General features: G+C 72.8%; 23 protein-coding genes. 10 read left to right on the plus strand and 13 right to left on the minus strand.

Annotated features, from left to right (window positions below; all coding sequences use genetic code 11):
* Window positions 1–9: 9 nt before the first annotated feature.
* Window positions 10–987 (minus strand): small ribosomal subunit Rsm22 family protein, encoded by a 978-nt coding sequence (locus tag LG391_RS07145; protein WP_225767280.1) that lies wholly within the window; start codon window positions 985–987, stop codon window positions 10–12.
* Between the two features lie 250 nt (window positions 988–1,237).
* Entirely contained in the window at window positions 1,238–2,581 is a 1,344-nt protein-coding gene (gene hisS / locus LG391_RS07150; protein WP_225767281.1) for a histidine--tRNA ligase, read from the minus strand.
* Window positions 2,582–2,710: 129 nt separating this feature from the next.
* Here hisS and LG391_RS07155 point away from each other — a divergent pair, with 129 nt between their 5' ends.
* Window positions 2,711–3,820, plus strand: coding sequence for a peptidoglycan-binding protein (locus LG391_RS07155; RefSeq protein ID WP_225767282.1), 1,110 nt, complete (start codon window positions 2,711–2,713; stop codon window positions 3,818–3,820).
* 102 nt (window positions 3,821–3,922) lie between these two features.
* Here LG391_RS07155 and LG391_RS07160 read toward each other — a convergent pair whose 3' ends face one another.
* Window positions 3,923–4,537, minus strand: a complete 615-nt coding sequence (locus LG391_RS07160; protein WP_225767283.1) for a 2-hydroxychromene-2-carboxylate isomerase — start codon at window positions 4,535–4,537, stop codon at window positions 3,923–3,925.
* A 104-nt stretch (window positions 4,538–4,641) separates the two neighbouring features.
* Here LG391_RS07160 and LG391_RS07165 point away from each other — a divergent pair, with 104 nt between their 5' ends.
* A complete protein-coding gene (locus tag LG391_RS07165; protein ID WP_225767284.1) occupies window positions 4,642–6,450 on the plus strand; it encodes an ABC transporter ATP-binding protein/permease in 1,809 nt (602 codons plus the stop codon).
* 5 nt (window positions 6,451–6,455) lie between these two features.
* Here LG391_RS07165 and LG391_RS07170 read toward each other — a convergent pair whose 3' ends face one another.
* Together LG391_RS07170 and LG391_RS07175 are read right to left on the minus strand one after the other, a co-directional pair.
* Window positions 6,456–7,352: an NAD(P)-dependent oxidoreductase gene (locus LG391_RS07170; protein WP_225767285.1), complete on the minus strand. Its 897-nt coding sequence runs from the start codon at window positions 7,350–7,352 to the stop codon at window positions 6,456–6,458.
* Between the two features lie 123 nt (window positions 7,353–7,475).
* A complete protein-coding gene (locus LG391_RS07175; protein WP_225767286.1) occupies window positions 7,476–8,669 on the minus strand; it encodes an acetyl-CoA C-acyltransferase in 1,194 nt (397 codons plus the stop codon).
* Between the two features lie 116 nt (window positions 8,670–8,785).
* Between LG391_RS07175 and LG391_RS07180 the strand changes: the two genes are divergently transcribed.
* Complete coding sequence (locus LG391_RS07180; RefSeq protein WP_225767287.1) at window positions 8,786–9,916, plus strand: cupin domain-containing protein; 1,131 nt, start codon at window positions 8,786–8,788, stop codon at window positions 9,914–9,916.
* Between the two features lie 96 nt (window positions 9,917–10,012).
* Window positions 10,013–10,408: an OmpA family protein gene (locus tag LG391_RS07185; protein WP_225767288.1), complete on the plus strand. Its 396-nt coding sequence runs from the start codon at window positions 10,013–10,015 to the stop codon at window positions 10,406–10,408.
* Window positions 10,409–10,542: 134 nt separating this feature from the next.
* On the opposite strand, the gene mscL is transcribed toward LG391_RS07185, so the two are convergent.
* Window positions 10,543–10,953, minus strand: coding sequence for a large conductance mechanosensitive channel protein MscL (gene mscL / locus LG391_RS07190; RefSeq protein ID WP_225767289.1), 411 nt, complete (start codon window positions 10,951–10,953; stop codon window positions 10,543–10,545).
* 258 nt (window positions 10,954–11,211) lie between these two features.
* Here mscL and LG391_RS07195 point away from each other — a divergent pair, with 258 nt between their 5' ends.
* From LG391_RS07195 to LG391_RS07205, 3 genes are all read left to right on the plus strand, one after another.
* Window positions 11,212–11,745: a gamma-glutamylcyclotransferase family protein gene (locus LG391_RS07195; RefSeq protein WP_225767290.1), complete on the plus strand. Its 534-nt coding sequence runs from the start codon at window positions 11,212–11,214 to the stop codon at window positions 11,743–11,745.
* A 123-nt stretch (window positions 11,746–11,868) separates the two neighbouring features.
* Window positions 11,869–12,117: a hypothetical protein gene (locus LG391_RS07200; RefSeq protein ID WP_225767291.1), complete on the plus strand. Its 249-nt coding sequence runs from the start codon at window positions 11,869–11,871 to the stop codon at window positions 12,115–12,117.
* A 303-nt stretch (window positions 12,118–12,420) separates the two neighbouring features.
* The gene (locus LG391_RS07205; protein WP_225767292.1) at window positions 12,421–13,290 is read left to right on the plus strand and encodes a metallophosphoesterase; all 870 of its coding nucleotides are present in this window, start codon (window positions 12,421–12,423) and stop codon (window positions 13,288–13,290) included.
* Here the strand turns inward: LG391_RS07205 and LG391_RS07210 are convergent.
* From LG391_RS07210 to tsaD, 7 genes are all read right to left on the minus strand, one after another.
* A complete protein-coding gene (locus LG391_RS07210) occupies window positions 13,256–13,972 on the minus strand; it encodes a 4'-phosphopantetheinyl transferase superfamily protein (RefSeq protein ID WP_225767293.1) in 717 nt (238 codons plus the stop codon). The genes LG391_RS07205 and LG391_RS07210 overlap by 35 nt on opposite strands.
* 7 nt (window positions 13,973–13,979) lie before the next feature.
* Window positions 13,980–14,396, minus strand: a complete 417-nt coding sequence (locus LG391_RS07215; RefSeq protein WP_225767294.1) for an EVE domain-containing protein — start codon at window positions 14,394–14,396, stop codon at window positions 13,980–13,982.
* Between the two features lie 3 nt (window positions 14,397–14,399).
* Window positions 14,400–14,684, minus strand: coding sequence for a YciI family protein (locus tag LG391_RS07220; RefSeq protein WP_225767295.1), 285 nt, complete (start codon window positions 14,682–14,684; stop codon window positions 14,400–14,402).
* Window positions 14,685–14,765: 81 nt separating this feature from the next.
* Window positions 14,766–15,089: a BrnA antitoxin family protein gene (locus LG391_RS07225; RefSeq protein WP_225767296.1), complete on the minus strand. Its 324-nt coding sequence runs from the start codon at window positions 15,087–15,089 to the stop codon at window positions 14,766–14,768.
* On the minus strand, window positions 15,070–15,297 hold the full coding sequence (locus LG391_RS07230; RefSeq protein WP_255646451.1) for a BrnT family toxin: 228 nt from the start codon (window positions 15,295–15,297) through the stop codon (window positions 15,070–15,072). The genes LG391_RS07225 and LG391_RS07230 overlap by 20 nt, the downstream gene beginning before the upstream one ends.
* A 149-nt stretch (window positions 15,298–15,446) precedes the next feature.
* Entirely contained in the window at window positions 15,447–16,424 is a 978-nt protein-coding gene (locus LG391_RS07235) for an NAD(P)H-dependent glycerol-3-phosphate dehydrogenase (RefSeq protein ID WP_225767297.1), read from the minus strand.
* Window positions 16,421–17,476 (minus strand): tRNA (adenosine(37)-N6)-threonylcarbamoyltransferase complex transferase subunit TsaD, encoded by a 1,056-nt coding sequence (tsaD, locus tag LG391_RS07240; protein WP_225767298.1) that lies wholly within the window; start codon window positions 17,474–17,476, stop codon window positions 16,421–16,423. Before tsaD ends, LG391_RS07235 begins: the two co-directional genes overlap by 4 nt.
* Window positions 17,477–17,578: 102 nt before the next feature.
* Between tsaD and hemC the strand changes: the two genes are divergently transcribed.
* From hemC to LG391_RS07255, 3 genes are read left to right on the plus strand one after another with little or no spacing between them, the layout of a single operon-like run.
* Window positions 17,579–18,523, plus strand: a complete 945-nt coding sequence (gene hemC / locus LG391_RS07245) for a hydroxymethylbilane synthase (RefSeq protein ID WP_225767299.1) — start codon at window positions 17,579–17,581, stop codon at window positions 18,521–18,523.
* On the plus strand, window positions 18,523–20,949 hold the full coding sequence (locus LG391_RS07250) for a uroporphyrinogen-III synthase (protein ID WP_225767300.1): 2,427 nt from the start codon (window positions 18,523–18,525) through the stop codon (window positions 20,947–20,949). The genes hemC and LG391_RS07250 overlap by 1 nt, the downstream gene beginning before the upstream one ends.
* The gene (locus tag LG391_RS07255) at window positions 20,946–22,346 is read left to right on the plus strand and encodes a heme biosynthesis protein HemY (protein WP_225767301.1); all 1,401 of its coding nucleotides are present in this window, start codon (window positions 20,946–20,948) and stop codon (window positions 22,344–22,346) included. Before LG391_RS07250 ends, LG391_RS07255 begins: the two co-directional genes overlap by 4 nt.
* Window positions 22,347–22,379 lie beyond the last annotated feature (33 nt).

Here is a 22,379-nt window from a genome sequence, read left to right on the forward strand (position 1 = left end):
GCGGCCCTCCTACCCGCGGCTGTCGTCCGCCTCCAGCGCATCGCCCCATCTCAGCCGCCTCGCCGTCTTCAGCTGGGCGCCGTCGCGCTTGGTCACGGTGCGCTCGACCAGCCCCTCCGGCGCGCACAGCCGCAGGTCGATGCGCGAGCCGGCGCCGCGGGGCGGGGCGATGACGCGGCCCAGGATCGGTGCGGCCGGGCGGCGCGAGACCGCGACATAGGAGAACTTCTCGTCCTCCCACGGCACCTCGCCGCCCTTGGCCTGGCGGTGCAGGCGCGAGCGGGCGACGCGCCGCGCGAAATGGCACCAGTCGGGCTCGACCAGCGGGCAAGCGCGGCCGTGCGGGCACGGCGCCACGACATGACCGCCGGCGGCGATCAGCCGAGCCCGGGCGTCGAGGATGCGGCGGTACCCGGCGGGCGTGCCGGGCTCGACGATCAGCAGGATGTCGCCGGTCGCCGCCCACAGCCCGTCGACCAGGGCATCGCGCCGGTCGGGCGCCAGCTCGTCCAGCACATAGGACAGGATGACGAGGTCGTGCGCCGGCAGTGTCGGCAGCGGCCGGGCCAGGTCGGCGGCGCGCCATTCCGCCGGCGGCACCGCGTCCCCGGCCAGCCGGGCGCCCCAGTCGCGGAAGGCGGCGCTGCCCTCCAGCAGGGTGGCGGCGGCGAGCCCCGGCCAGGTCTCGGCGGCGGCCCAGAGCGCGGTGCCCGGCCCGGCGCCGGCGTCGAGCAGGCTGGAGGGGGCGAAATCCGGGCATCGATCCGCCACCGCCTCCAGGCAGGCGCGGACGGCGGCGTAGGTGGCCGGCAGCCGGGTGGCGAGATAGGCCTGCACCGCCCGGTCGTCCGCGACATGGAAGCGGCCGTCGCGCAGCTCCGCCCTATAGCGCTGCGACAGAAGCGACGCCGCGGCCGACAGCTCGGCCAGGGCGACGCCCTCCAGCGCCCGGTCGACCGCGGCCCGCAGGGCGGCCGGCAATTCCACGGGTCAAGCCTCTCGCTTGCCCGGCCGGGCCTTGCTTTCCCTCTCCTCGGGGAGAGGGAGGGGCCCGCCCGCGCAGCGGGTGGGAGGGTGAGGGGGCAGCTCAGGCCTGGACGTCGAAGCGGACCATTCCCATCGGCTCGACGCTGGATGGGCCGGGGCACCCCCCTCACCCGAAATCGCCATGGCGATTTCGACCTCTCCCCTGGGGAGAGGTGAAGCTGCACTGTCGCGAGGCGCGTCCATCCGCCTTTTACGGGGCGAGCGCCCGCCGCACGGCGTCGGCCAGCTCGCCCTGCGGGTGGGTGGACTGCCCGCCCGACGCCAGATCCTTGAGGACGGCCGAACCGGCGGCGATCTCGGTCTCGCCGGCGATCACGGCCAGGCGGAAGCCCTTCTTGTCGGCGTATTTCAGCTGGTCGCCGACCTTCTTCCCTTCGGTGAACAGCTCGGTCGCGATGCCGGCGGCGCGCAGCGTGGTGGCCAGGCCGAGATAATAGGGCAGCTGCGCCCGGTCCATCACCGTCACCAGCACCTGGGCGGGGGTGGCGGCGCCGGGCTTCAGCAGGCCGGCGTCGAACAGGCGCGACAGCAGCCGGGTGACGCCGATCGAGATGCCGACGCCCGGCAGCTTCTGCCGCGTGTAGTTGCTGGCCAGATCCTCGTAGCGGCCGCCGGAGCAGATGCTGCCGACCTCGGGGTTCGCCACCAGCTGGGTCTCGTAGACCGTGCCGGTGTAGTAGTCGAGGCCGCGGACGATGGCGAGGTCGATGCGCCAGCGATGCGCCGGCACCTGGAAGGCGGCGAGCCCGTCGGCCACCTGGCCCAGCTCGTCCAGCCCCTCGCGGTACAGGTCGCCGCCCTCGATCGCGCGCAGATCGGCGATGGTCACCGGCCGGGTGACGAGACCGACGATCCGCTCCGCCGCCGCGGCGTCGACGCCGGCCTGGGCGGCGAGGTCGGCCACGGTGCGCTCGCGGCTGACCTTCTCGATCGAATCGATCACCTTCAGCGCCGCGCCGACGCCCTCGGCCGACAGCCCTTGGTCGAGCAGATAGCCCTGCAGCAGCTTGCGGTTGTTGATGCGGATGACGAATTCGCCGATGCCGATGCGGGCGAAGATGGCATTGATGACGCAGGGAATCTCGGCGTCGTTGAGGAAGCCCAGGCTGCCGTTGCCGATGACGTCGATATCGGCCTGGTAGAACTCCCGGAACCGGCCGGCCTGGGGCCGCTCGCCGCGCCACACCTTCTGGATCTGGTAGCGCCGGAACGGGAAGGTCAACCGCGCCGCGTTCTGCGCCACGTAGCGCGCGGTCGGCACGGTCAGGTCGAAATGCAGCGCCATGTCGGTCGAGGGATCCTCCCCCTCCCCCGCCGCCAGGCGGGACAGGGCGTAGATCTCCTTCTCGACGATGCCCTTCGCGGTCAGGATCTCGCGCCGCTCCACCGCCGCCGTCTCGATCGGGGTGAAGCCGTAGCGCTCATACTCCTCGCGGATGATGCGCAGGATATGGTCCTCGACCAGCTTCTCCTCCGGCAGCCATTCCGGGAAGCCGCTGATCGGCTGAGGCTTGATGATTCGGGTCTCGGACATGACGGTCATCTTCCAGGGGAGTGTGGCGGTTTAGCCGAAAGCACCGCCGCCGTCACCCGCGCGGAATCGGAACCGGACCTGCGCCCCGGACGTTTCGCACGGCGACCGAGATCATACGGAGAGCCCCGGATGCGTTCCTTCCTTGCCCTGGCCTGCCTGGCCGCGACTGCCGGCTGGGCGGGCACCGCTTTGGCCGCCAACATCGAGCCCGGCACCTATGCGGCCAGCGGCGGCGCCGCGATCCGGCTGCTGGTGGAGCCGACGCAGGACGGCAGCGTCGCCTTCCTGCTGCACCGGTCCACCCGCGGCGGCATCTGCCTGATGTCCGGCATGGCCAAGCCGGTGGGCGACACCATCACCTGGACCAGCAACAGCGGCGCCGCCCTGGCGATCCGCTTCGACGGCCGCGGCGCCACGATCGACACGGCCAACGCGCTGCCGAAGAACTGCGACGGCGCGCCCCGCCTGGCCGGATCCTATGTCTATGACAGCCCGGCGATCGATTTCGACCGGGCCGAGATCGGCGCGGTGCAGAGCGCCCTGAACGGGGCGGGCTATCGGCTGGGGCAGGTCGACGGGATCCTGGGCCAGCGCAGCCTGGCCGCGGTGCGGGACTATCAGCAGAAGAACAACCTGCCGTCGCCGAATGGCGGGCTGACGGTGGAGACCGTGGCCCATCTCGCCAGCGGCGGCCGCACCGTCGCCGCCACGCCGGGCGCGCCGACCCCGATCGCGCCGGCCACGCCGCCGGCCCAGGGCGATGCCGGCGCCGCCGCGCCCGCCCAGACCGACACCGCCGAGGCGACGCCGCCGAGCGCCCCCACCCCGGGCACCCCGCCGCCGCCCCTGCGCTGGCTGAACCCGATCCCCGACCGGCTGATCCCGCTGCTCGAGTCGCGCTACGCGCCGATGGTGGCGCCGGCGGTGATCAACTGGCGCGACGCGCCGTTCCAGGTGGCCGAGATGGAGCTGGACGAGAAGCCCGGCCAGCTGACCCCGGACGTGATCGTGTTCTGGAACGACGCCAAGCACTGCGACGCCAATGGCTGCCCCTGGGAGATCCTGGCCGAAGGCTCGCAGTCGCTGACCCCGGTCGCCGACGGCAAGGCGCACGATCTGGGCCTGGCGCCGAGCTACAGCGCCGGCAAGCGCGACCTGCTGATCGACGGCAACCGGCTGTTCCGCTGGACCGGCAAGGGCTGGGCGCCGGAGTATTACAAGCCGGAGAAGGTCAGGTAAGGCCTTCCCTCTTCCTGTCATTGCCGGGCTTGACCCGGCAATCCAGAAGGTGTCGACGCTCTCTGGATGCCCGGGTCAAGCCCGGGCATGACAGTAAATGAGTCAGCCCATCGACGCGCACGGGCTGCCCTGGAGGCGCCATTCCAGCTGGTCCAGCCGGTCGGCGCCCCAGAAGCCCTCGCCGTCCAGCAGGAAGAAGGGCGACCCGAACACGCCCTTCGCCAGCGCCGCGTCGGTCTCGGCCCGCAGCCGGTCCTTGACCTCCGGCCGCTGGATCGCCTCCGCCGTCTCCGCTTCATCGAGGCCGAGGCTCGCGGCGATGCGGATCACCGCCTCTGGCGCCGCGATGTCCTCGCCGCGGCCCCAATGCGCGTCGTAGAGCGCGACGGCGAGGTCGTGCGCCAGCGCCGGCCGGTCGTCGGCCAGCCACCACACGGCGCGGGACGGCGCCAGCGCCGCGATCGGCCATTGCGCCGGCAATGTGAAGGGCACGCCGAGGAAGGCGGCGAAGCGCGCCGCGTCCTGCTCCAGATACGGCCCGCGCACCGGCAGGCTGCGGATCGGCTGGGTGCCGATCCGCTTCATGATCGGACCCAGCAGCACCGGCTTCCAGGCGACGGTGCGGCCGTGGCGCGCGGCCAGCGCGTCGATCCGGGTGGCGCCGAGATAGCCGTAGGGGCTGGCGAAATCGAAATAGAACTCGATCGGCGACGGCATCCGGCCCTCCTCCCGCTATTCCCCGGAGCCTAGATCGGCGACGGATCTGCGGCCACCTTCCGTTTAGGATGGCGGAGACGAACGGACGGAACGGACGCCGCGGCATGTCGATGACACCGCCCCGGGGGGACCACAGCGCGCGCGGCGACCTGGCCACGCTGGCCCGGGTCATGCCCTATCTGTGGCAGGGCGAAAGCTGGGGCGTGCGGCTGCGCATCCTGGCCTGCGTCGCGCTCGTCTTCCTGTCCTCCTTCGCCGTGGCGCTGGTGCCGCTGCTGTTTTCCCTGGCGATCGACGCCTATACCGGCAAGGCGAACGCCTGGGCGGTCGGGGCGATGGGCATCATCTCGGCCTACGCCGTCGCCTCATGGATCGGGCGCATCCTGGGCGAGATGCAGTACGCGGCCTATGGCCCGATCGAGCACCGGCTGGTGCGGCGGCTGAGCCGCACCTTCTTCACCCATCTGCACGGGCTGTCGCTGCGCTTCCATCTGGGCCGCCGCACCGGCGCGGTCAGCGAGGACCTGGGCCGCGGCCTGTCCGGCATCCGCGAGCTGATCTACGACGTCGCCTTCCGCATCCTGCCGCTGCTGATCGAGATCGCCGCCACCTGCTTCATCCTGCTGGCGCATCTGCCGCCCTTCTACGCCCTGGTCACCGCCGCCACCCTGGCCGCCTTCGCCTGGGCCATGACGCTGGGCGCCGACAGCCTGCGCACCACGATCCGGACCATGAACCGGGAGAGCAGCAGCGCCCATGCTGTCGCCATCGACAGCCTGATCAACTACGAGACGGTGAAGTATTTCGGCGCCGAGGGCGCGATCGGCCGCCGCTACGACGAGCGGCTGGAGGAGGTGGAGCGGCTGGCGGCGCGGGGCCTGGCGCTGCGCAGCCTGAACGGCATCGCCCAGATGACCGTGCTGAGCCTGGGCCTCGCCATCCTCCTGATCCTCGGCGGCCGGGCGGTGCAGGCCGGCACCATGTCGGTCGGCGACCTGGTGCTGCTGAACACCTATTTCGTCCGCCTGGCCCGGCCGCTGGAGCAGCTGAGCCGCCTGTACCGGGTGATCCGCAACTCGCTGGGGTCGGTCGAGCAGATGTTCGCGCTGCTGGACGAGGCGCCGGAGGTGACGGATGCGCCGGGCGCCGTGCCGCTGCCGCCCGGCCGGGGCGAGTTGGCCTTCGAGCACGTCTCCTTCGCCTACGACCCGCGCCGGCCGATCCTGCGCGACGTCAGCTTCACCCTGCCGGCCGGGCGGACGGTGGCGGTGGTCGGGGCCTCGGGCGCCGGCAAGTCGACCATCGCCCGCCTGCTGTTCCGCTTCTACGACCCGTCCGACGGCCGGATCCGGATCGACGGCCACGACCTGCGCGACATCACCCAGGCCTCGCTGCGTGCCGCCATCGCCGTGGTGCCGCAGGACACGGTGCTGCTGAACGAGACGCTGTTCGACAACCTGGTCTTCGGCCGACCCGAGGCGACGCGGGAGGAGGTCGAGGCGGCGGCGCGGATCGCCCAGTTGGACCGCTTCGTCGCCGGGCTGCCGGACGGCTGGGACACGCGGGTCGGCGAGCGCGGGCTGAAGCTGTCGGGCGGCGAGAAGCAGCGCGTCGCCATCGCCCGCGCCGTGCTGAAGCGGCCGCGGCTGTTCATCTTCGACGAGGCGACGTCATCGCTGGACAGCGCCACCGAGCAGGCGATCCAGGAACGCCTGGCCGAGGCCTCGCGCGGCACCTCGACGCTGATCATCGCCCACCGGCTGTCGACCGTGGTCCATGCCGACGAGATCCTGGTGCTGGACCGCGGCCGGATCGCCGAGCGCGGCAGCCACGCGGCGCTGCTGGCCCGGGACGGGCTCTACGCCGCGCTGTGGCGGCGCCAGCACCGGGTGGCCGAGCCGGCGGCCGAATAGCAGCCCTAATCCACCTTCAGCCCCGCCGCCTCGGCGGCGTCGAGCGCGATCGCGGTCCAGTCGAGGTCGCCGCGGCCGCGGGCGATCGAACCGATGAAGCGCTCGCGCAGCACTGCGGCGAAGGGCAGCGGCACCCCCGCCTTCTCGCCCGCCGCCATGGCCAGGCCGACATCCTTGAGGCCCAGCGGCATGCGGAAGCCGGGCGGCGAGAACTTCCGGTCGACGATGAAACCGCCGTAGTTCTTGTAGATCGGCGCGGCGAAGATCGAGCTGGAATACAGCTCATGCGCCTGGCGGGCGGAGACGCCGTGCTTCTCCAGCAGGGTGAAGGTCTCCGCCATCGCCTCGATCGCCGCCGCGATCATGAAGTTGCCGCCGATCTTGACGACGTTCGCCGCCTCCGGCGCCTCGCCGAAATCCTGCACCGCCTGGCCCAGCGTCTCCAGCACGGGCCGGACCCTGTCCTTGGCCGCAGCGGGGCCGGAGACGGCAATCCAGAGCTGGCCGGAGCCTGCCGCCGGCGGCCGGCCGAAGACCGGCGACCCGACATAGGCCGAGCCGGCCTCCGCATGCGCCTTGGCGAGGTCGGCCGCGATCGCCGGACTGACCGTGCTCATCGACACGTGCACGCCGCCTTCGCCGAGGCCGGACAGGATGCCGCTGTCGCCGGTGGTCACGCCCTTCAGCGCCGAATCGTCGGCCACCATGGACAGGACGATGCCGCCCGCCGCGGCCTCGGCCGGCGTCGCCGCCCGCACCGCGCCCTTGGCCAGCAGCGGCTCCTCCGCCCCGGCGCTGCGGTTCCACACCGCGACCGGCCAGCCCTGATCGAGCAGGCGCCCGGCCATCGCCGCACCCATGCTGCCGAGGCCGACCACGCCGATCCGCGTCTTCTCCGTCATCATCCTTCTCCTCCGGGCCTTCCGCCCGGCTGACGTAGGTCGGGTTCGCGGCACGCGAACCCGACAATCAACACCCCTCGACAGAACCAAGTTGGGTTCGCCGATAGCGAACCCAACCCACGATCAGGCCGCCGCCCGCTCGACCGCCACCGCCGTCGCCTCGCCGCCGCCGATGCAGAGCGCCGCGACGCCGCGCTTGAGGCCATGGGTCTCCAACGCATTCAACAGGGTGACGATGATCCGCGCTCCCGACGCGCCGACCGGGTGGCCGAGGGCGCAGGCGCCGCCATGGACATTGACCTTGTCGTGCGGCAGGTCGAGGTCGCGCATCGCCGCCATGGTGACCACGGCGAAGGCCTCGTTGATCTCGAACAGGTCGACATCCTTCGCCGACCAACCGGTCTTCTGGAACAGCGTCTCGATCGCCCCGATCGGCGCGGTGGTGAACCAGGCCGGCGCCCGGGCGTGGCTGGCATGGCCGACGATCTGCGCCAGCACCGGCAGGCCGCGCTTCTCCGCCTCCGACCGGCGCAGCAGCACCAGCGCCGCGCCGCCATCGGAGATCGAGCTGGAATTCGCCGCCGTCACCGTGCCGTCCGGCCGGAAGGCGGGCTTCAGCGTCGGGATCTTCTCGGGCTTGGCATTGCGCGGCTGCTCGTCGGTCGCGATGCTGACCTCGCCGCCGCGGCCCTTCACCGTCACCGCCGCGATCTCGCGGGCGAAGGTGCCGTCCTCCGACGCCTTGCGCGCCCGTTCCAGGCTGGCCAGGGCGAAGCGGTCCTGCTGCTCGCGGGTGAACTGGTAGTGCTGCGCCGTGTCCTCGGCATAGGTGCCCATCAGCCGGCCGGGCTCATAGGCGTCCTCGAGCCCGTCGAGAAACATGTGGTCCAGCACCCTGCCGTGGCCCATGCGGTAGCCGCCGCGGGCGCGGTCGAGCAGATAGGGGGCGTTGGTCATGCTCTCCAACCCGCCGGCGACGCCGATGCCGATCGAGCCGGCGGCGATGGCATCGTGGATCTGCATCACCGCCTTCATGCCGGAGCCGCACATCTTGTTGACCGTGGTGCAGGGCACCGCGTCGGGCAGGCCGGCGCCGCGGGCGGCCTGGCGCGCCGGGGCCTGGCCGAGCCCGGCCGGCAGCACGCAGCCCATCACCACCTCCTCGACCTGATCGGCGGCGAGGCCGGCGCGCTGCAGCGCCGCGCCGATGGCGACGGCGCCGAGCGGCGGCGCGCGCACGTCCTTCAGCTCGCCCTGGAAGCCGCCCATCGGGGTGCGGGCCGCGCCCGCGATGACGACGGGATCATTCGCGCTCATGACATCCTCCGGTGTCTCGTTGCGGCGATGCTAGCACGACCGAACCGCCGCTGGGCGAGGACGGATCGACCCGGTAGAGTGCGCGCCGTCCTTCCCTGAGCAAGACCGCGGCTTCCATGACCGATCCCCTGCTCGGCGGCCTGTCCGCCGCCGATTTCCTGGCCCGCCACTGGCAGAAGGCGCCGCTGCTGATCCGGCAGGCGATCCCGGGCTGGAGCAGCCCGATCACGCCGGACGAGCTGGCCGGCCTGGCCTGCGAGGAGGGGGTGGAGAGCCGGCTGGTCACCCGCCGCCGCGGCAAATGGGCGGTGCGGCACGGGCCGTTCGACGAATCCGATTTCGGCAGGCTGCCGGCCAAGGACTGGACCCTGCTGGTGCAGGGCGTCGACCTGTGGGAGCCGGCGGTCGCGGATCTCCGCGACCGCTTCCGCTTCGTGCCCGACTGGCGGCTGGACGACGTCATGGTCAGCTATGCCCCGCCGGGCGGCGGCGTCGGCGCCCATGTCGACCAGTACGACGTGTTCCTGCTGCAGGGCCTGGGCCGCCGGCGTTGGCGCATCGGCGGCGCCGCCGAGGTGCGACCCGCCTGGGTGCCGGACCAGCCGCTGAAGCTGCTGGCCGAGTTCGAGCCGGCGCAGGAGTGGGTGCTGGAGCCGGGCGACATGCTGTACCTGCCGCCGGGCTGGGCCCATGACGGCATCGCCGAGGACGATTGCCTGACCTTCTCGATCGGCTTCCGCGCCCCGAGCGTGGCCGAGCTGGCCGGCCGCTTCGCCGCCGCGGTCGCCGATGCCGAGGACGAGGAGCGGCGCTATTCCGACCCGGACCTGGCCCCGCCGGCCAACCCGGGCGAGATCCCGGAGGCCGTGATCGAGCGGGTGCGGGCCTATCTCGCCGAGAAGCTGGACGACCGCCGCTTCCTGGCCGGCTGGCTGGGCGGCCTGCTGACCGAGCCGAAGGAGGAGCGCGAGGCGCCACCGCCGCGCAAGCGCCGCCCGGCCGGGGCGCTGCGCCGGGCGATCGGCAGCCGCCTCGCCTTCGTCCGCGACGGCGATGGGCTGGTCCTGTTCGCCGACGGCGAGGCGCACCCGGCGCCGGCCGGCGGGGCCGCCGAGACGGCGCTGCGCCTGTGCGGCGATGGCCGGCTGACCGCGGAGCAGGCCAAGGCGGCCTGGGCCGATCCGGCGGCGGCGGCGCTGCTGGATGCGCTGCTGGCCCAAGGAACGATCGAACCGCGCAAGAGCTGACGCGCTTTCGGCAACGGAGCGAAGCGGAAGCGCTTCTATCGGCCGGCCCGGTCAGGTAATGCTTCCTGACCAACAACACACGCGAACAGGTCGATCATGCCGATTGCAAGCCGTCGTGCGCTCCTGGCCCTGGTTCCCGTCCTCGTTCTCGCCGCCTGCGCCCCCAAGGCGGGCGGCCCCTACGACATCTTCTTCAAGGACGAGAGCGCCGAGCTGACGCCCGATGCGCGGGCGCTGGTCGCCAAGGCGGCGGCGGAGGCCAAGAGCTGGAACGCCAAATCGATCAGCGTCGACGGCTTCGCCGGCAAGGACGGCGCCCGCGACGCCCATGAGGCGCTGTCGGCCAAGCGGGCCGAGGCCGTCGCCGCGGCGCTGATGGCGGACGGGGTCCCGCCGAGCCTGATCCACCGCGTCGAGGGCCATGGCGACGCCGGCGCCATCGCCGGCGTCACCGTCGGCGAGCGCCGGGTCGAGATCCGGATCGCCTATTGATCGGGACCGCCGCAGTCCCGGACCGCCCTCCACCTGTCATTGCCGGGCTTGACCCGGCAATCCAGAAGGTCTCGACGCTCTCTGGATGCCCGGGTCAAGCCCGGGCATGACAGGAAGAGGGCAGACAGGACAGGTCAGTTCCGCGCCTTGATGGCGTCGCGGATCTCCTCCAGCAGCACCTCGCTGCGCGGCGGCGCGGCCGGGGCGGCCTCGGGCTTCCTGTAGAAGCGGTTCACCTGCTTCACCAGGATGAACACGGCGAAGGCGACGATCAGGAAGTTGATCACGGCGTTGATGAAGACGCCGTAGTTGATGGTCGCGGCGCCGGCGGCCTTGGCTGCGGCCAGGTTGGCGTAGCTCGTGCCCGACAGGTTGATGTAATACTCCGAGAAGTCGACCCCGCCGAGCAGCACGCCGATCGGCGGCATGATGATGTCGTTCACCAGCGAGTTCACGATGGTGGTAAAGGCGGCGCCCATGATGATGCCGACTGCCAAGTCGATCACATTGCCGCGGGCAATGAAGGTCTTGAACTCCTGTAACATCCGCTGCCCCCAAATCTCCGTTGGTGGCCGATGCCGGCCGCGCATAAATGTATATAGCTGATTTGCATGCGATCACAGAAAAACCTGCAAACAGCCTGACAAAACAGGGAAAAGGCCGGATTTGCGGCCTCAAGAAATCCCCGTGAATCGACTTGACTTTCGGCGCGGCAGGATCAAATTGCGCCCCCTTGCACCATCACAATGACGGGCGGCCGACCCCGCCGTCGGAACCGTCCGGGCCGGGAAGGGAAACGACCGATGCGCCTGTTCTTCTTCGGCACGCTGCAGGATCCCGACCTGTTCGCGCTGGTGGTCGGCCGCCCGATGACGGCCCTGGCCACGCAGCCGGCGACCCTGCTGGGCCGGCAGAGCCGCAAGGTGAAGGGCGAGAGCTACCCGATCCTGGTGCCGCATCCGGACGGCCGGGTCGACGGGCTGCTGGTCGAGGGCTTCACCCCCGACGAGATGGACCGGATGCAGTTCTTCGAGAGCGACGATTACGCGCTGCAGCCGGTGACCGTGGCCCTGGCCGACGGCAGCCGGGCCGAAGCGCAGATCTATGCCTCGACCGGTGTCCTCGAGGATGCCGGCGAGCCCTGGCATCTGGAGGCCTGGCAGGCCACCGAGAAGCCGCGCACGCTGCTGCATCACGAGGCGTACATGTCGCTGTACGGCAAGATGAGCAGCGCCGAGGCCGCGTCGCGCTGGCCCGAGGTCAAGGCCCAGGCCGACCGCCGCTACGCCGAGGCCCGCGCCGAACGGCATTTCGCCGAGCGCCGCCGGCCGCGCTGAGCGGGCGCCCGATTACGACACCCGTAACCCTTCCGCCGGAATCGGACATGCCCCGGTAACCGCCGGTTACGACATTGCCCCTGCCGGACACGAAGTCCGCCGCGTCTCGCAGGGGTGTTGAGGGTGAACAGACCGGATGAACCGACCGCCGCGGACCGGACGCTGCGCTGGGCCGTTTCGAAGATCGTGCAGGCCGTCATCGACGGCTTCGCCTTCTGCGCCCATGGCATGTACCCGGAACTGTTCTGCCGGGCGGACGAGCCGGCCCGCCCGGACCCGGACGCCCTGATCGACGACGCGCCGCGCAGCTGGCGCTCCGACGTCGATGTCGAACTGCACCGGGTCGTGTCGCTGCACCGGTTCAGGGGATAGCTGGCCAGATCGGCCCGGAGCGGCCAAGCTGTCTCCATGCGACTCAACCCGCATTTCTCACCCTCGTTGTACCCTGCGCCGTTGCCCCGTGCCGGCAGGGCAGGAGCCGCGCGTCGCTCGATGCGGCACATCGGGCAAGCGCGGCGACGAACCCTGCCGGCACGGGGCAACGGCCCGAAGGGTCGCCTTGCGGCGGCCGCCTGCGGGGGCGGGCCGCTCGACCGTAGTGCCGCTATGCTTTTCGCGCCCTGCCCCCGCATCCGACTCGCCGCAAGGCGACGCAGGGCGCAAGGAGGGTGAGAAATGCGGGTTTACGCCATCAGCGACCTGCATCTCGCCTCCGACGCCAGCTTCGAGCGGCTGGACGCCCTGCCCGGCCATCCCGAGGACTGGCTGATCCTGGCCGGCGACATCGCCGAGACGGCGGACGGGCTGGGCCGCGCCTTCACCGTTCTGGCCGGGAAGTTCGCCCGGCTGATCTGGGTGCCGGGCAACCACGAGCTGTGGACCCGGGCCCGCAACCCGGCCGCCCCGCGCGGCGTCGAACGCTACGAATCGCTGGTGGCGCTGGCCCGGCGGCACGGCGTGACCACGCCCGAGGATCCCTATCCGGTCTGGACCGGCCCGGGCGGCGAGCATGCGATCGCGCCGCTCTTCCTTCTCTACGACTACAGCTTCCGGCCGGCGGACCTGCCGATCGAGGAGGTGGTGGCCTGGGCGGCGGAGGAAAGCGCTGTCTGCGCCGACGAGCTGCTGCTGTATCCCGACCCCTATCCGACGCGGCAGGACTGGTGCCGGGCCCGGGTCGAGGCGACCGCCCGGCGCCTGGCGGCGCTGCCGGCCGGGCTGCCGACCATCCTGGTCAACCACTATCCGCTGCGCCGCGACCTGGTGCGGATCCCGCGCATCCCGCGCTTCAGCCCCTGGTGCGGCACGGTGCTGACCGAGGACTGGCACCGGCGCTTCCGCGCCGCGGTCGCGGTCAGCGGCCATCTGCATGTTCGCCACACCGACTGGCGCGACGGCACGCGGTTCGAGGAGGTGTCGCTGGGCTATCCCTATCAGTGGGAGCAGGCCTACGGCATCGGCGCCTATCTGCGCGAGATCCTGCCCGGCCCGCCCGAGCCGACGCCCGCCGTCAGGGTGTCAGGGCAACGTGCCGGACCGCGATGACCGGCTCCCCCTCCGGCCGGTGCAGCGCCAGCCCCAGCAGATGCCGCGGCGACGGCCGCCACTGCCGGAAATGCCAGGCGGCGCCGTCGACCGCCGGGTCGAGGAAGCGGACCTGCGGCCGTTCCGACAGCGCGTCGACCACGAAGCTGTCCAGCGCGATGGTCAGGCCGCCGCCCAGCGCCTTCACATAGGCTTCCTTGACCGTCCAGATCTGCAGGAAGGCCTCGCGCCGCCGCTCCGCCGGCACCGCCCGCACCGACGTCGCCTCCGCCGCGGCGAAGCGGCGGTCGGCGATGCGCGGCTCCACCACCCGGCCGAGCCATTCGAGATCGACCCCGATCACCGTGCCGGGCGCCGCGGCGCAGGCGACCATGCCCTCGGCATGGGAGATATTGATGCCGATCGACCGCCCCTGCTCCGGCCGGCAGATCAGCGGCTTGCCGTGGTCGCCGATGGCGAAGTCCCAGTCGCCGGCCGGGATGCCGGAGATTTCCTGCAGCAGCCGGCGCATCAGCGACCGGGCGGCGGCGAAGCGGCGGCGGTCGCCCGGCATGACGAAGCGCGCCGCCCGCGCCCGCTCCGCCGCGGTCAGGAAGGGCAGGCAGGCCTGGTAGAGGGCCTCGTCCTCCGGCACCTCGGCCGTCCAGACATGAGCGTCGGCAGGGGTGCCGGGACCGCTCATTCGACCCTCACTTCGGGTCCACGCCGCCGAGCTTGCAGATGTGCTTCCATTCCGCGTCGCTCACGGGGCTGACCGACAGCCGCCCCTGGCGGATCAGGGCGAGGCCGGACAGGGCCGGGTCGGTCTTCATCTGCGCGAGCGTCACCGGGGTCTTCAGCGGCCGCGACGCCTGCACGTCGACCATGCCGAAGCGGCCGCTCTCGTCGCTCGGGTCCGGATAGTATTCGCGCACGATCTCGACGATGCCGACGATCTCCAGCCCCTCGTTGGAGTGGTAGAAGAACGCCTGGTCGCCGATCTTCATCGCCTTCAGGTTGTTCGAGGCCTGGTAGTTGCGCACCCCGTCCCAATGGGTGCGCTTGGCCTTGACCATGTGGTCCCAGCTCCATTTGAAGGGCTCGGACTTGACCAGCCAGTGGTTCATGGCTCAGCCCTTCGGATAGACGCGGCGCCAGGGGGTGATGACGACGCTGGCCGGCAGGCCCGCCTTGCTGAACGGGTCCTCGGCGACGAAGCGCTCCGCCTCCGCCCGGTCCGCCGCCTCGATCAGCAGCAGGCTGCCGATCATGGTCTGCCCGTCGGCCGAGAGATGGGGCCCGGCCGCGATGATGCGGGCGGCATTGGCCTCGAGATAGGCGAGATGCGCCGGCCGGTTGGCGAGGCGGATCTCCAGCCCGTCCGGCCGGTCGACGGTGACGATCGAGAACTGCAAGGATTCCTCCGATACGCTGGATTGGCGACGCTAGCGGAAAGACGAGCGCTTGGGAAAGGGGCAGGATCCAGCTCGTGAAGGCTAATCGGCCTTGCGGGACCGGAGCGCTGCCAGCATCTCGCGCCGCAGGATCGCGTTAATCCGCGACTGGTATCCCTTGCCCTGCGAACGCAGCCAGGCCAGGACGTCGGCGTCGATGCGCAGGGTGGTCGAGGTTTTGACCGGCCGATAGAACCGGCCGCGTTCGGCGTTCTCCCAGAACGCCTCAGTCAGCGGGGGAATGTCGCTGGTGTCGATATCGCTGTCCGGGCGGGCGGCCAGCGCCGCGAGCTCGGCCTCCTGCGCCTCGGTCAGGGGCGGCAGGCGGGCGAGATCGACATCGTGCCTAACGGACTTCCTGCTCATAGCGTCGTCTCTCCTTCCGGTCGGCCGCCCTGGCTGAGATGATGCGAATGATCTCGATCGACTGGCCGTCCTCATCCTCGTCCCGGATCGTGTGGGCCACGAGCAGCAAGACACGTCCAGCGACCATGCCGAGCGTCTGCCAGCGCTGCTCTCCGCCCTCGATACGATCTTGGTCCGTCAACGCGAACGGGTCGGCAAAGACACGCATGGCCGTTTCGAAGCTGACCCCATGCTTGCGCAGGTTGCTGGGCCGCCTTGGCCGGATCCCATTCGAACCGGAGTCCCATACAAATTTGTTACTACAAATCTGTCGGTCAAGATAGCGGGTTTAGGCTCGCCGGGACGTCCTTCTCCGTCTCACGCCTCGCGTTTCGCCGGGCGCAGCAGCAGGCCGGCGATGGCGGTGTCGATCGCGGCGCCGCGGTTCAGCACGGCGTCGACCGCGGCGATCACCGGCGCATCGACGCCCGCCCGCGCCGCCAGCCGAGCCGCCGCCGCCGCGGTCCACACCCCTTCGGTGACCGAGCGGCGCTCGCCCAGGATCTGCGCCAGCGGCCGGCCCTGCCCCAGTGCGATGCCGAGCGAGGTGTTGCGGCTGGTGGCGCTGCAGGCGGTCAGCAGCAGGTCGCCGAGGCCGGACAGGCCCGTCAGCGTCTCCGCCCGCGCCCCGAGCGCGGCGCCGAGCCGCGCCATCTCGGCCAGGCCGCGGGTGACCAGCGCCGCCCGGGCGTTCTCGCCCAGGCCCCGGCCGGTGACGATGCCGGCGGCGATCGCCAGCACGTTCTTCAGCGCGCCGCCCAGAGCGACGCCGCGCAGATCCTCGCTCCAGTACAGGCGCAGGGTCCTGTGGCCGAGGCTGCGGGCCAGGGCGGCGCCGGCCTCGGCATCGGCGCAGGCCAGGGTCAGCGCGGTCGGCAGGCCCTGCGCCACCTCCGCGGCGAAGCTGGGGCCGGACAGCAGCGCCGGCGTCGCCTCCGGCCGCGCCTGGGCGGCGACCTGGTCCATGAACAGCTCGGTCGCGGTCTCGATGCCCTTGGCGGTGATCACCAGAGGCCCGGGTTGTGGCTGGAGTTGCCCCAGGATCGCGCGCAGATGCTGCGCCGGCACGGCCAGGACCCGCAGCCCTTCCGTTGCGGCGAGGTCGGCGGTGACCGCGATCCCCGGATGCAGCGCGATGTCGGGCAGATAGGCGGCGTTCTCGCGGCCGTCCTGCATCGCCGCGGCGCGGTCCGGGTCGCGGGCCCACAGCATCACCCTGTGCCCGGCCCCGGCGAAGCTCTGCGCCAGCGCCGTGCCCCATGCGCCGGCGCCGATCACGGCGATCCGGCGGGTCAAGCCTTGACCCCGGCGCCGATCGCCGCCGCGGCGGTGGGGTCGAGCGGCCAGCGCGGCCGCGGCGCGCAGTCCAGCCCGTCGACCAGGCCGAGGCGCAGCCGCTCCAGCCCGGCCCAGGCGATCATGGCGCCGTTGTCGGTGCACAGCTTCAGCGGCGGCGCGACGAAGGGCAGCCCGGCCTTCTCCGCGACCTCGGACAGGCGGGCCCGCAGCCGCTGGTTGGCGGCGACGCCGCCGGCCACGACGAAGGCGCCGCCGGCCGGATGCTCGTCCCGGAACCGGGCGATGGCGCGCTTCGCCCGGTCGGCCAGCGAGGCGGCGACCGAGTCCTGGAAGGCGGCGCAGAGATCGGCGACGTCCTGCGCCGCCGGCAGCTGCGGCAGATCGGCGACGGCGCGGCGCACCGCGGTCTTGAGGCCGGAGAAGGAGAAGTCGCAGTCGGGCCGGCCGACCATCGGCCGCGGCAGGGCGAAGCGCCTCGGGTCGCCGTTCTTCGCCGCGGCCTCGACCAGCGGCCCGCCAGGATGGCCGAGGCCGAGCATCTTGGCGACCTTGTCGAAGGCCTCGCCGACCGCGTCGTCGATGGTGGTGCCCCAGCGCCGGTAGCGCCCGACGCCCTCGACGCAGAGCAGCTGGCAGTGGCCGCCGGAGACCAGCAGCAGCAGATAGGGGAAGTCGACGCCGTCGGTCAGCCGCGCCGTCAGGGCATGGCCTTCGAGGTGGTTGACGCCGAGGAAGGGCAGCCCGCGGGCGGCGGCGATGCCCTTGGCGGTCATCACCCCGACGGCGACGCCGCCGATCAGGCCCGGGCCGGCGGTGGCGGCGATGCCGTCGACCGCGTCGAGGCCGATCCCGGCCTCGGCCAGCGCCCGGCGGACCACGCCATCGAGATGCGCCAGATGGGCGCGCGCCGCCACCTCGGGCACCACGCCGCCATAGGGGGCATGCTCCTCGATCTGGCTGAGCACGACATTGGCGAGGATGCGCCGCTGGTCGTCGACCAGCGCCGCCGCCGTCTCGTCGCAGGAGGTCTCGATGCCGAGCACGATCATGATCGGCCCGATATAGGCGGTCCGGGCGTGTGGCGAAAGGACCGTGGCGAAACCGACCTACGCGGCTTGCCCGCCGGGCGCGGGGCTTCTAGAAGTCGGGCCATGAGCACCGTTCTCCGCATCGGCACGCGCGGCAGCGCCCTTGCCCTCGCCCAGGCCGAGGAGACGCGGCGGCGTCTGATCGCGGCGCACCCGGCCCTGGCCGCGCCCGGCGCGGTCGAGATCCAGGCCGTCCGCACCACCGGCGACCGGGTGCAGGACCGGCCCCTGTCCGAGATCGGCGGCAAGGGGCTGTTCACCAAGGAGATCGAGGACGGCCTGCTGGACGGCAGCCTGGACATCGCCGTCCATTCGATGAAGGACATGCCGACCCGGCTGCCGGACGGGCTGATCATCGGCGCCCTGCTGCCGCGCGAGGACCCGCGCGACGCGCTGTTCGCCCGCGACGCCGCCCTGACCGGCCCGGCCAGCCTGGCCGCGCTGAAGCCGGGCGCCGTGGTCGGCACCTCCGGCCTGCGGCGGCAGGCGCAGCTTCTGGCGCTGCGGCCCGACCTGCGGGTGGTGCCGTTCCGCGGCAATGTCGACACCCGCCTGGCCAAGCTGGACGCCGGCGCGGTCGACGCCACCCTCTTGGCCCTGGCCGGGCTGAAGCGCCTGGGCAAGGCCGACCGCGTCTCGGCCGTGCTCGACCCGCAGGAGATGCTGCCGGCGGTGGCGCAGGGCGCCATCGGTATCGAATGCCGCGAGGCGGACGACCGGGTGCGCGCCCTGCTGGCCCCGATCCACGACCCCGACACCGGCGACCGGGTGGCGGCCGAGCGCGCCCTGCTGGCGGCGCTGGACGGCAGCTGCCGCACCCCGATCGCGGCGCTGGCCGAGCTGGGGCCCGGCGACGCGCTGACCCTGATCTCCCGCGTCGCCCTGCCGGACGGCAGCGAGATGCACGAGGACCGGCGCGGCGGCCATCGCTCCGAGGCGGCGCGGCTGGGCGCCGAGGCCGGCGAGGCCCTGCGCCGCCGCATCGGTCCCCATTTCCTGGCCGGATGATGACGCGCTGGCTGGTCACCCGGCCGCGGGAGGAGGCCGAACGCTTCGCCGAGGCGATGCGCGACCGTGGCCTCGACCCCGTGATCGCCCCGATTCTGGAGATCGAGCCGGTCGACCCCGGCCCGATCGACCTCGGCGACGTGCAGGCGGTGCTGGCCACCAGCCGCAACGGCATCGACGCCTTCGCCCGGCGGGTGACGCGGCGCGACCTGCCGGTGCTGGCGGTCGGCGACGCCACCGCCGAGCTGGCCCGCTCGCTCGGCTTCCGCGACGTGGCCAGCGCCGCCGGCGACGGGGCGGACCTGGCCGATCTGGCCCGGGCCCGGCTGGACCCGGCGGGCGGCGTGCTGCTGCACCCGTCGGGCGAGGACGTGGCCCGCGACCTGACCGCCCTGCTCGCGGGCTTCACTGTGCGGCGGATCGTCCTGTACCGCGCCCGGCCGGCCGCGGCGCTGCCCCCGGCGGCGGTGGCCGCCCTGGCCGACCCCGGGCTGGCGGGGGTGGTGTTTTTCTCTCCCCGCACCGCGAAGGTCTTTGCTACCCTCGCGGCCCGGGTCGAACTGACCCATCGCCTCGCCGGGCTGACGGCGGTCTGCCTGAGCCCGGCCGTCGCCCAGGCGCTGGATCCGTCGCCCTGGCGGGCGGTGCGAATCGCGGACAGGCCGGATTCGCCGTCGCTGCTGGCGCGGCTTTCCGATTTTCCCGCTGAGCAAGAGACGAGGACGGCGAACGGTATGGACCCGACCCCCGACAAGCCAGGCGAAGCAGCGGCCACCAGCCCTGACTCCCAGCAGCCGGACGACGCGTCGGCCACCTCTCAGGCTCAGCCGGAGTCCCCCGACAAGGCCGGCGATCCTGCCGCACCGCCGCCCGAGGAGGCGCTGGGCCTCCCGAGCGAAGGGCCGCTGACCCCGACCGAGCGGGTGATCGAGGCCTTCGGCGGCATCCGGCCGATGGCGGCGAAGCTGACCGTGCCAGTGACCACGGTGCAGGGCTGGAAGCGGCGCAACGCCATTCCGGAGCAGCGCCACGCCGACATCCTGGCCGCGGCCCGGACCCACGGCATCGCGCTCGACCCGGCCGAGCTGGCGCGCACCCGCCCGGCGACGCCGGAGGAAGGCGCGCCCGAGCCGGCCGAGCTGGCCGAGCCGGAGACGCCGCCCGGCCCGCCGCGCGTCGGCCCGCCGACCGTTCCGCCGCCACCCCCGGCCGAGCCGCCGGGCAACGTCGCCCGCTCGGCCTGGACCGCGGCGGCCGTCGCCATCGTCTTCGCCGCGGTCTCGGCCACCGCGCCGATCTGGTCGCCGCGCCTGTTCGGTTCCGCCACGCCCGCCCCGGCGCCGCAAGGGTCGCCGACACTGGGCGACCGCGTCGCCTTCATCGAGAAGCGCCTGGCCGACTTCCCGTCCGGCATCTCCGAGGCGATCGACGGGCTGGGCAAGCGGGTCGAGGCGCTGGAGAAGCCGCCCGGCGGCCCGGTCGATCCCGCGGCGATCGAGAAGGGCCGCGCCGAGCTGGCCGCCCGGGTCGACGCGATCCAGCAGAAGCTGGACCAGTTGGCCGGCACCGCGCCGCAGCAGCCCCAGCCGAACGTCCAGCCGCAACAGCCGCCGCAGCAGCCCGCTCCCGCCCCGGCAGCTCCCGCGCCGGCCCCGGAGGCCGTGGCGGCGCTGGAAGCCCGGATCGCGGCGCTGGAATCGGCCCAGGCCGCGGTGAAGACGCTGGGCGACACGGTCGCCACCCTGTCCGCCGGCGCCCAGGCCAACGGCAGCACCCTGGCCGCGCTGCAGCAGCAGGTCGACGCGGTCAAGGCGACGGTCGAGCGGCTGCGCAACAGCGACACCGGCGCGCAGGCCCTGAGCCTGGCCGCGGGCCAGCTGCGCAGCGCGCTGGACACCGGCGCCCCCCTGGACGAGACGCTGGCCCTGCTGCGCGGCCTGGCCCAGAACGACGCCGGCCTGGCCAACGCCGTGGCGGCGCTGGAGCCGGCGGCGAAGGGCGTGCCCAGCCGCGCCGCCCTGGCCACCGGCTTCGCCCAGGCGGCGGAGGCGGCGCGCAAGGCCGACCAGCCGCAGAGCGGCGACTGGGTCGACCGCAGCCTGTCCGTGGTCCAGGACCTGGTCACCGTCCGCCCGGCCCCGGGCGAGGTCGAGGGCACCGACACCAACGCCGTGCTGGCCCGGGCCGAAGGCCGGCTGCAGCGCGGCGACCTGGCCGGCGCGGTCGAGGCGGTCAAGGGCCTGAGCGGCCCCGCGGCCTCCGCCCTGGCCGGGTGGCGCAGCCAGGCCGAAGCCCGGCTGTCGGCGGAATCGGCGCTGCAGAGCCTGTCCGCCCTGGCGGTGCAGCGCCTGGCGGCGGCGAGCGACGCCGCGGCCGGGGACACCGGAGCCAAGCCCGCCGACACCCAGCCCCCGAAGGCGCCATGAAGCGTCTGCTGCTCTACGCCCTCAAGCTCGCCATCCTGATCGCCGTCGCGGTCTGGCTGGCGGACCGGCCCGGCCATGTCGAGATCCAGTGGCAGGGCCGGGTGATCGAGACCTCGGTCGCGGTGCTGGTGGCGGCCGCGGCGGCGCTGATGCTGCTGGCGGCGTATCTCTACCGCTTCTGGCGCTCGCTGCGCCGGGCGCCGGGACGCTTCGTCGAAGGCCGCCGCTTCGCCCGCCGGGAGAAGGGCTATCGCGCCCTGACCCGCGGCATGGTCGCGGTCGCCGCCGGCGACGCCGAGGCGGCGCGCCGCTTCGCCCGCAAGGCCGACGTGCTGCTGGACGAGCCGCCGCTGACCCTGCTGCTGTCCGCCCAGGCGGCGCAGCTGGCCGGCGACGACACCGCCGCCACCCGCTATTTCGAGGCGATGCTGCGCCGGCCGGACATGGAGTTCCTGGGCCTGCGCGGCCTCCTGAACCAGTCGCTGCGCAACAAGGACTCCGCGCCGGCGCTGGAGATGGCGCAGCGGGCCCGGTCGCTGCGGCCGGACGCGGCGTGGACCCACCGCGCCTGCTTCGACCTGGAGGTGGCGCAGCGGCGCTGGGCCGACGCCCAGCTGAGCCTCGCCCAGTCGGTCCGGGTCAAGGCGATCTCGGCCGAGGACGGGCGGCGCTTCAAGACCCGCATCCTGGTCGAGCGCAGCCGCGAGGCCGAGGAGGCGGGCAACCTGTCCCAGGCGCTGGACTTCGCCCACAAGGCGGTGGGGCTGGAGCCGGACTTCGTGCCGGCGGCGCTGCAGGAGAGCCGGCTGCTGCAGCGGACCGGCCGCGACAGCCAGGCCGCGCGCCTCCTGGAGAAGAGCTGGGGCCGCGCGCCGCATGCGGAGATCGCCCGCGCCTATGCCGCGTTGGGCCCGGCCGACGAGGGCACGCTGCTGAAGGTCAAGCGGCTGGAGAAGCTGGTGCGACTGCGGCCGGATTCGGCGACCGGCCTCCTGACCCTGGCCGAAGCCGAGCTGTCGGCCCAGCTCTGGGGCAGCGCCCGCACCCATCTCCTGAAGGCCGAGCAGGTGGCGCCGTCGCGGCGCGTCTACCGCCTGCTGGCCGATCTGGAGACGGCGGAGCGCAACGACCCGATCGCGGCGCGCAGCTGGCTGGCCAAGGCCCAGACCGCGGCGCCGGACGAGGCCTGGGAATGCGACGCCTGCGGCGCCCAGGCCGAGCGCTGGTCGGCGCTGTGCGGCCATTGCCACGGCTTCGACACGCTGGCCTGGCGCATCCCCGGCCCGGCCCGCGGCCTGGCCCTGGCGCCGGTCGAGATCGATGCCTTCCTGCCCGCGCCGGTGCCGCCGGCCGGGACCACGGCGGTCACCCCGGTTCCGGCCGCGACCGCCGGTTGACGCTGCGGCGCGCGCCCTGTATAGGGTGCCCGC

This window comes from Inquilinus sp. Marseille-Q2685 (assembly GCF_916619195.1).
Lineage (GTDB): Bacteria > Pseudomonadota > Alphaproteobacteria > DSM-16000 > Inquilinaceae > Inquilinus.

Coding starts and splice junctions, on each gene's coding strand:
- hisS (WP_225767281.1), bottom strand. CDS start 2,581: ATGTCCGAGACCCGAATCATCAAGCCTCAGCCGATCAGCGGCTTCCCG.
- LG391_RS07155 (WP_225767282.1), top strand. CDS start 2,711: ATGCGTTCCTTCCTTGCCCTGGCCTGCCTGGCCGCGACTGCCGGCTGG.
- LG391_RS07160 (WP_225767283.1), bottom strand. CDS start 4,537: ATGCCGTCGCCGATCGAGTTCTATTTCGATTTCGCCAGCCCCTACGGC.
- LG391_RS07165 (WP_225767284.1), top strand. CDS start 4,642: ATGTCGATGACACCGCCCCGGGGGGACCACAGCGCGCGCGGCGACCTG.
- LG391_RS07170 (WP_225767285.1), bottom strand. CDS start 7,352: ATGACGGAGAAGACGCGGATCGGCGTGGTCGGCCTCGGCAGCATGGGT.
- LG391_RS07175 (WP_225767286.1), bottom strand. CDS start 8,669: ATGAGCGCGAATGATCCCGTCGTCATCGCGGGCGCGGCCCGCACCCCG.
- LG391_RS07180 (WP_225767287.1), top strand. CDS start 8,786: ATGACCGATCCCCTGCTCGGCGGCCTGTCCGCCGCCGATTTCCTGGCC.
- LG391_RS07185 (WP_225767288.1), top strand. CDS start 10,013: ATGCCGATTGCAAGCCGTCGTGCGCTCCTGGCCCTGGTTCCCGTCCTC.
- mscL (WP_225767289.1), bottom strand. CDS start 10,953: ATGTTACAGGAGTTCAAGACCTTCATTGCCCGCGGCAATGTGATCGAC.
- LG391_RS07195 (WP_225767290.1), top strand. CDS start 11,212: ATGCGCCTGTTCTTCTTCGGCACGCTGCAGGATCCCGACCTGTTCGCG.
- LG391_RS07205 (WP_225767292.1), top strand. CDS start 12,421: ATGCGGGTTTACGCCATCAGCGACCTGCATCTCGCCTCCGACGCCAGC.
- LG391_RS07210 (WP_225767293.1), bottom strand. CDS start 13,972: ATGAGCGGTCCCGGCACCCCTGCCGACGCTCATGTCTGGACGGCCGAG.
- LG391_RS07215 (WP_225767294.1), bottom strand. CDS start 14,396: ATGAACCACTGGCTGGTCAAGTCCGAGCCCTTCAAATGGAGCTGGGAC.
- LG391_RS07225 (WP_225767296.1), bottom strand. CDS start 15,089: ATGAGCAGGAAGTCCGTTAGGCACGATGTCGATCTCGCCCGCCTGCCG.
- LG391_RS07230 (WP_255646451.1), bottom strand. CDS start 15,297: ATGCGTGTCTTTGCCGACCCGTTCGCGTTGACGGACCAAGATCGTATC.
- tsaD (WP_225767298.1), bottom strand. CDS start 17,476: ATGATCGTGCTCGGCATCGAGACCTCCTGCGACGAGACGGCGGCGGCG.
- hemC (WP_225767299.1), top strand. CDS start 17,579: ATGAGCACCGTTCTCCGCATCGGCACGCGCGGCAGCGCCCTTGCCCTC.
- LG391_RS07250 (WP_225767300.1), top strand. CDS start 18,523: ATGACGCGCTGGCTGGTCACCCGGCCGCGGGAGGAGGCCGAACGCTTC.
- LG391_RS07255 (WP_225767301.1), top strand. CDS start 20,946: ATGAAGCGTCTGCTGCTCTACGCCCTCAAGCTCGCCATCCTGATCGCC.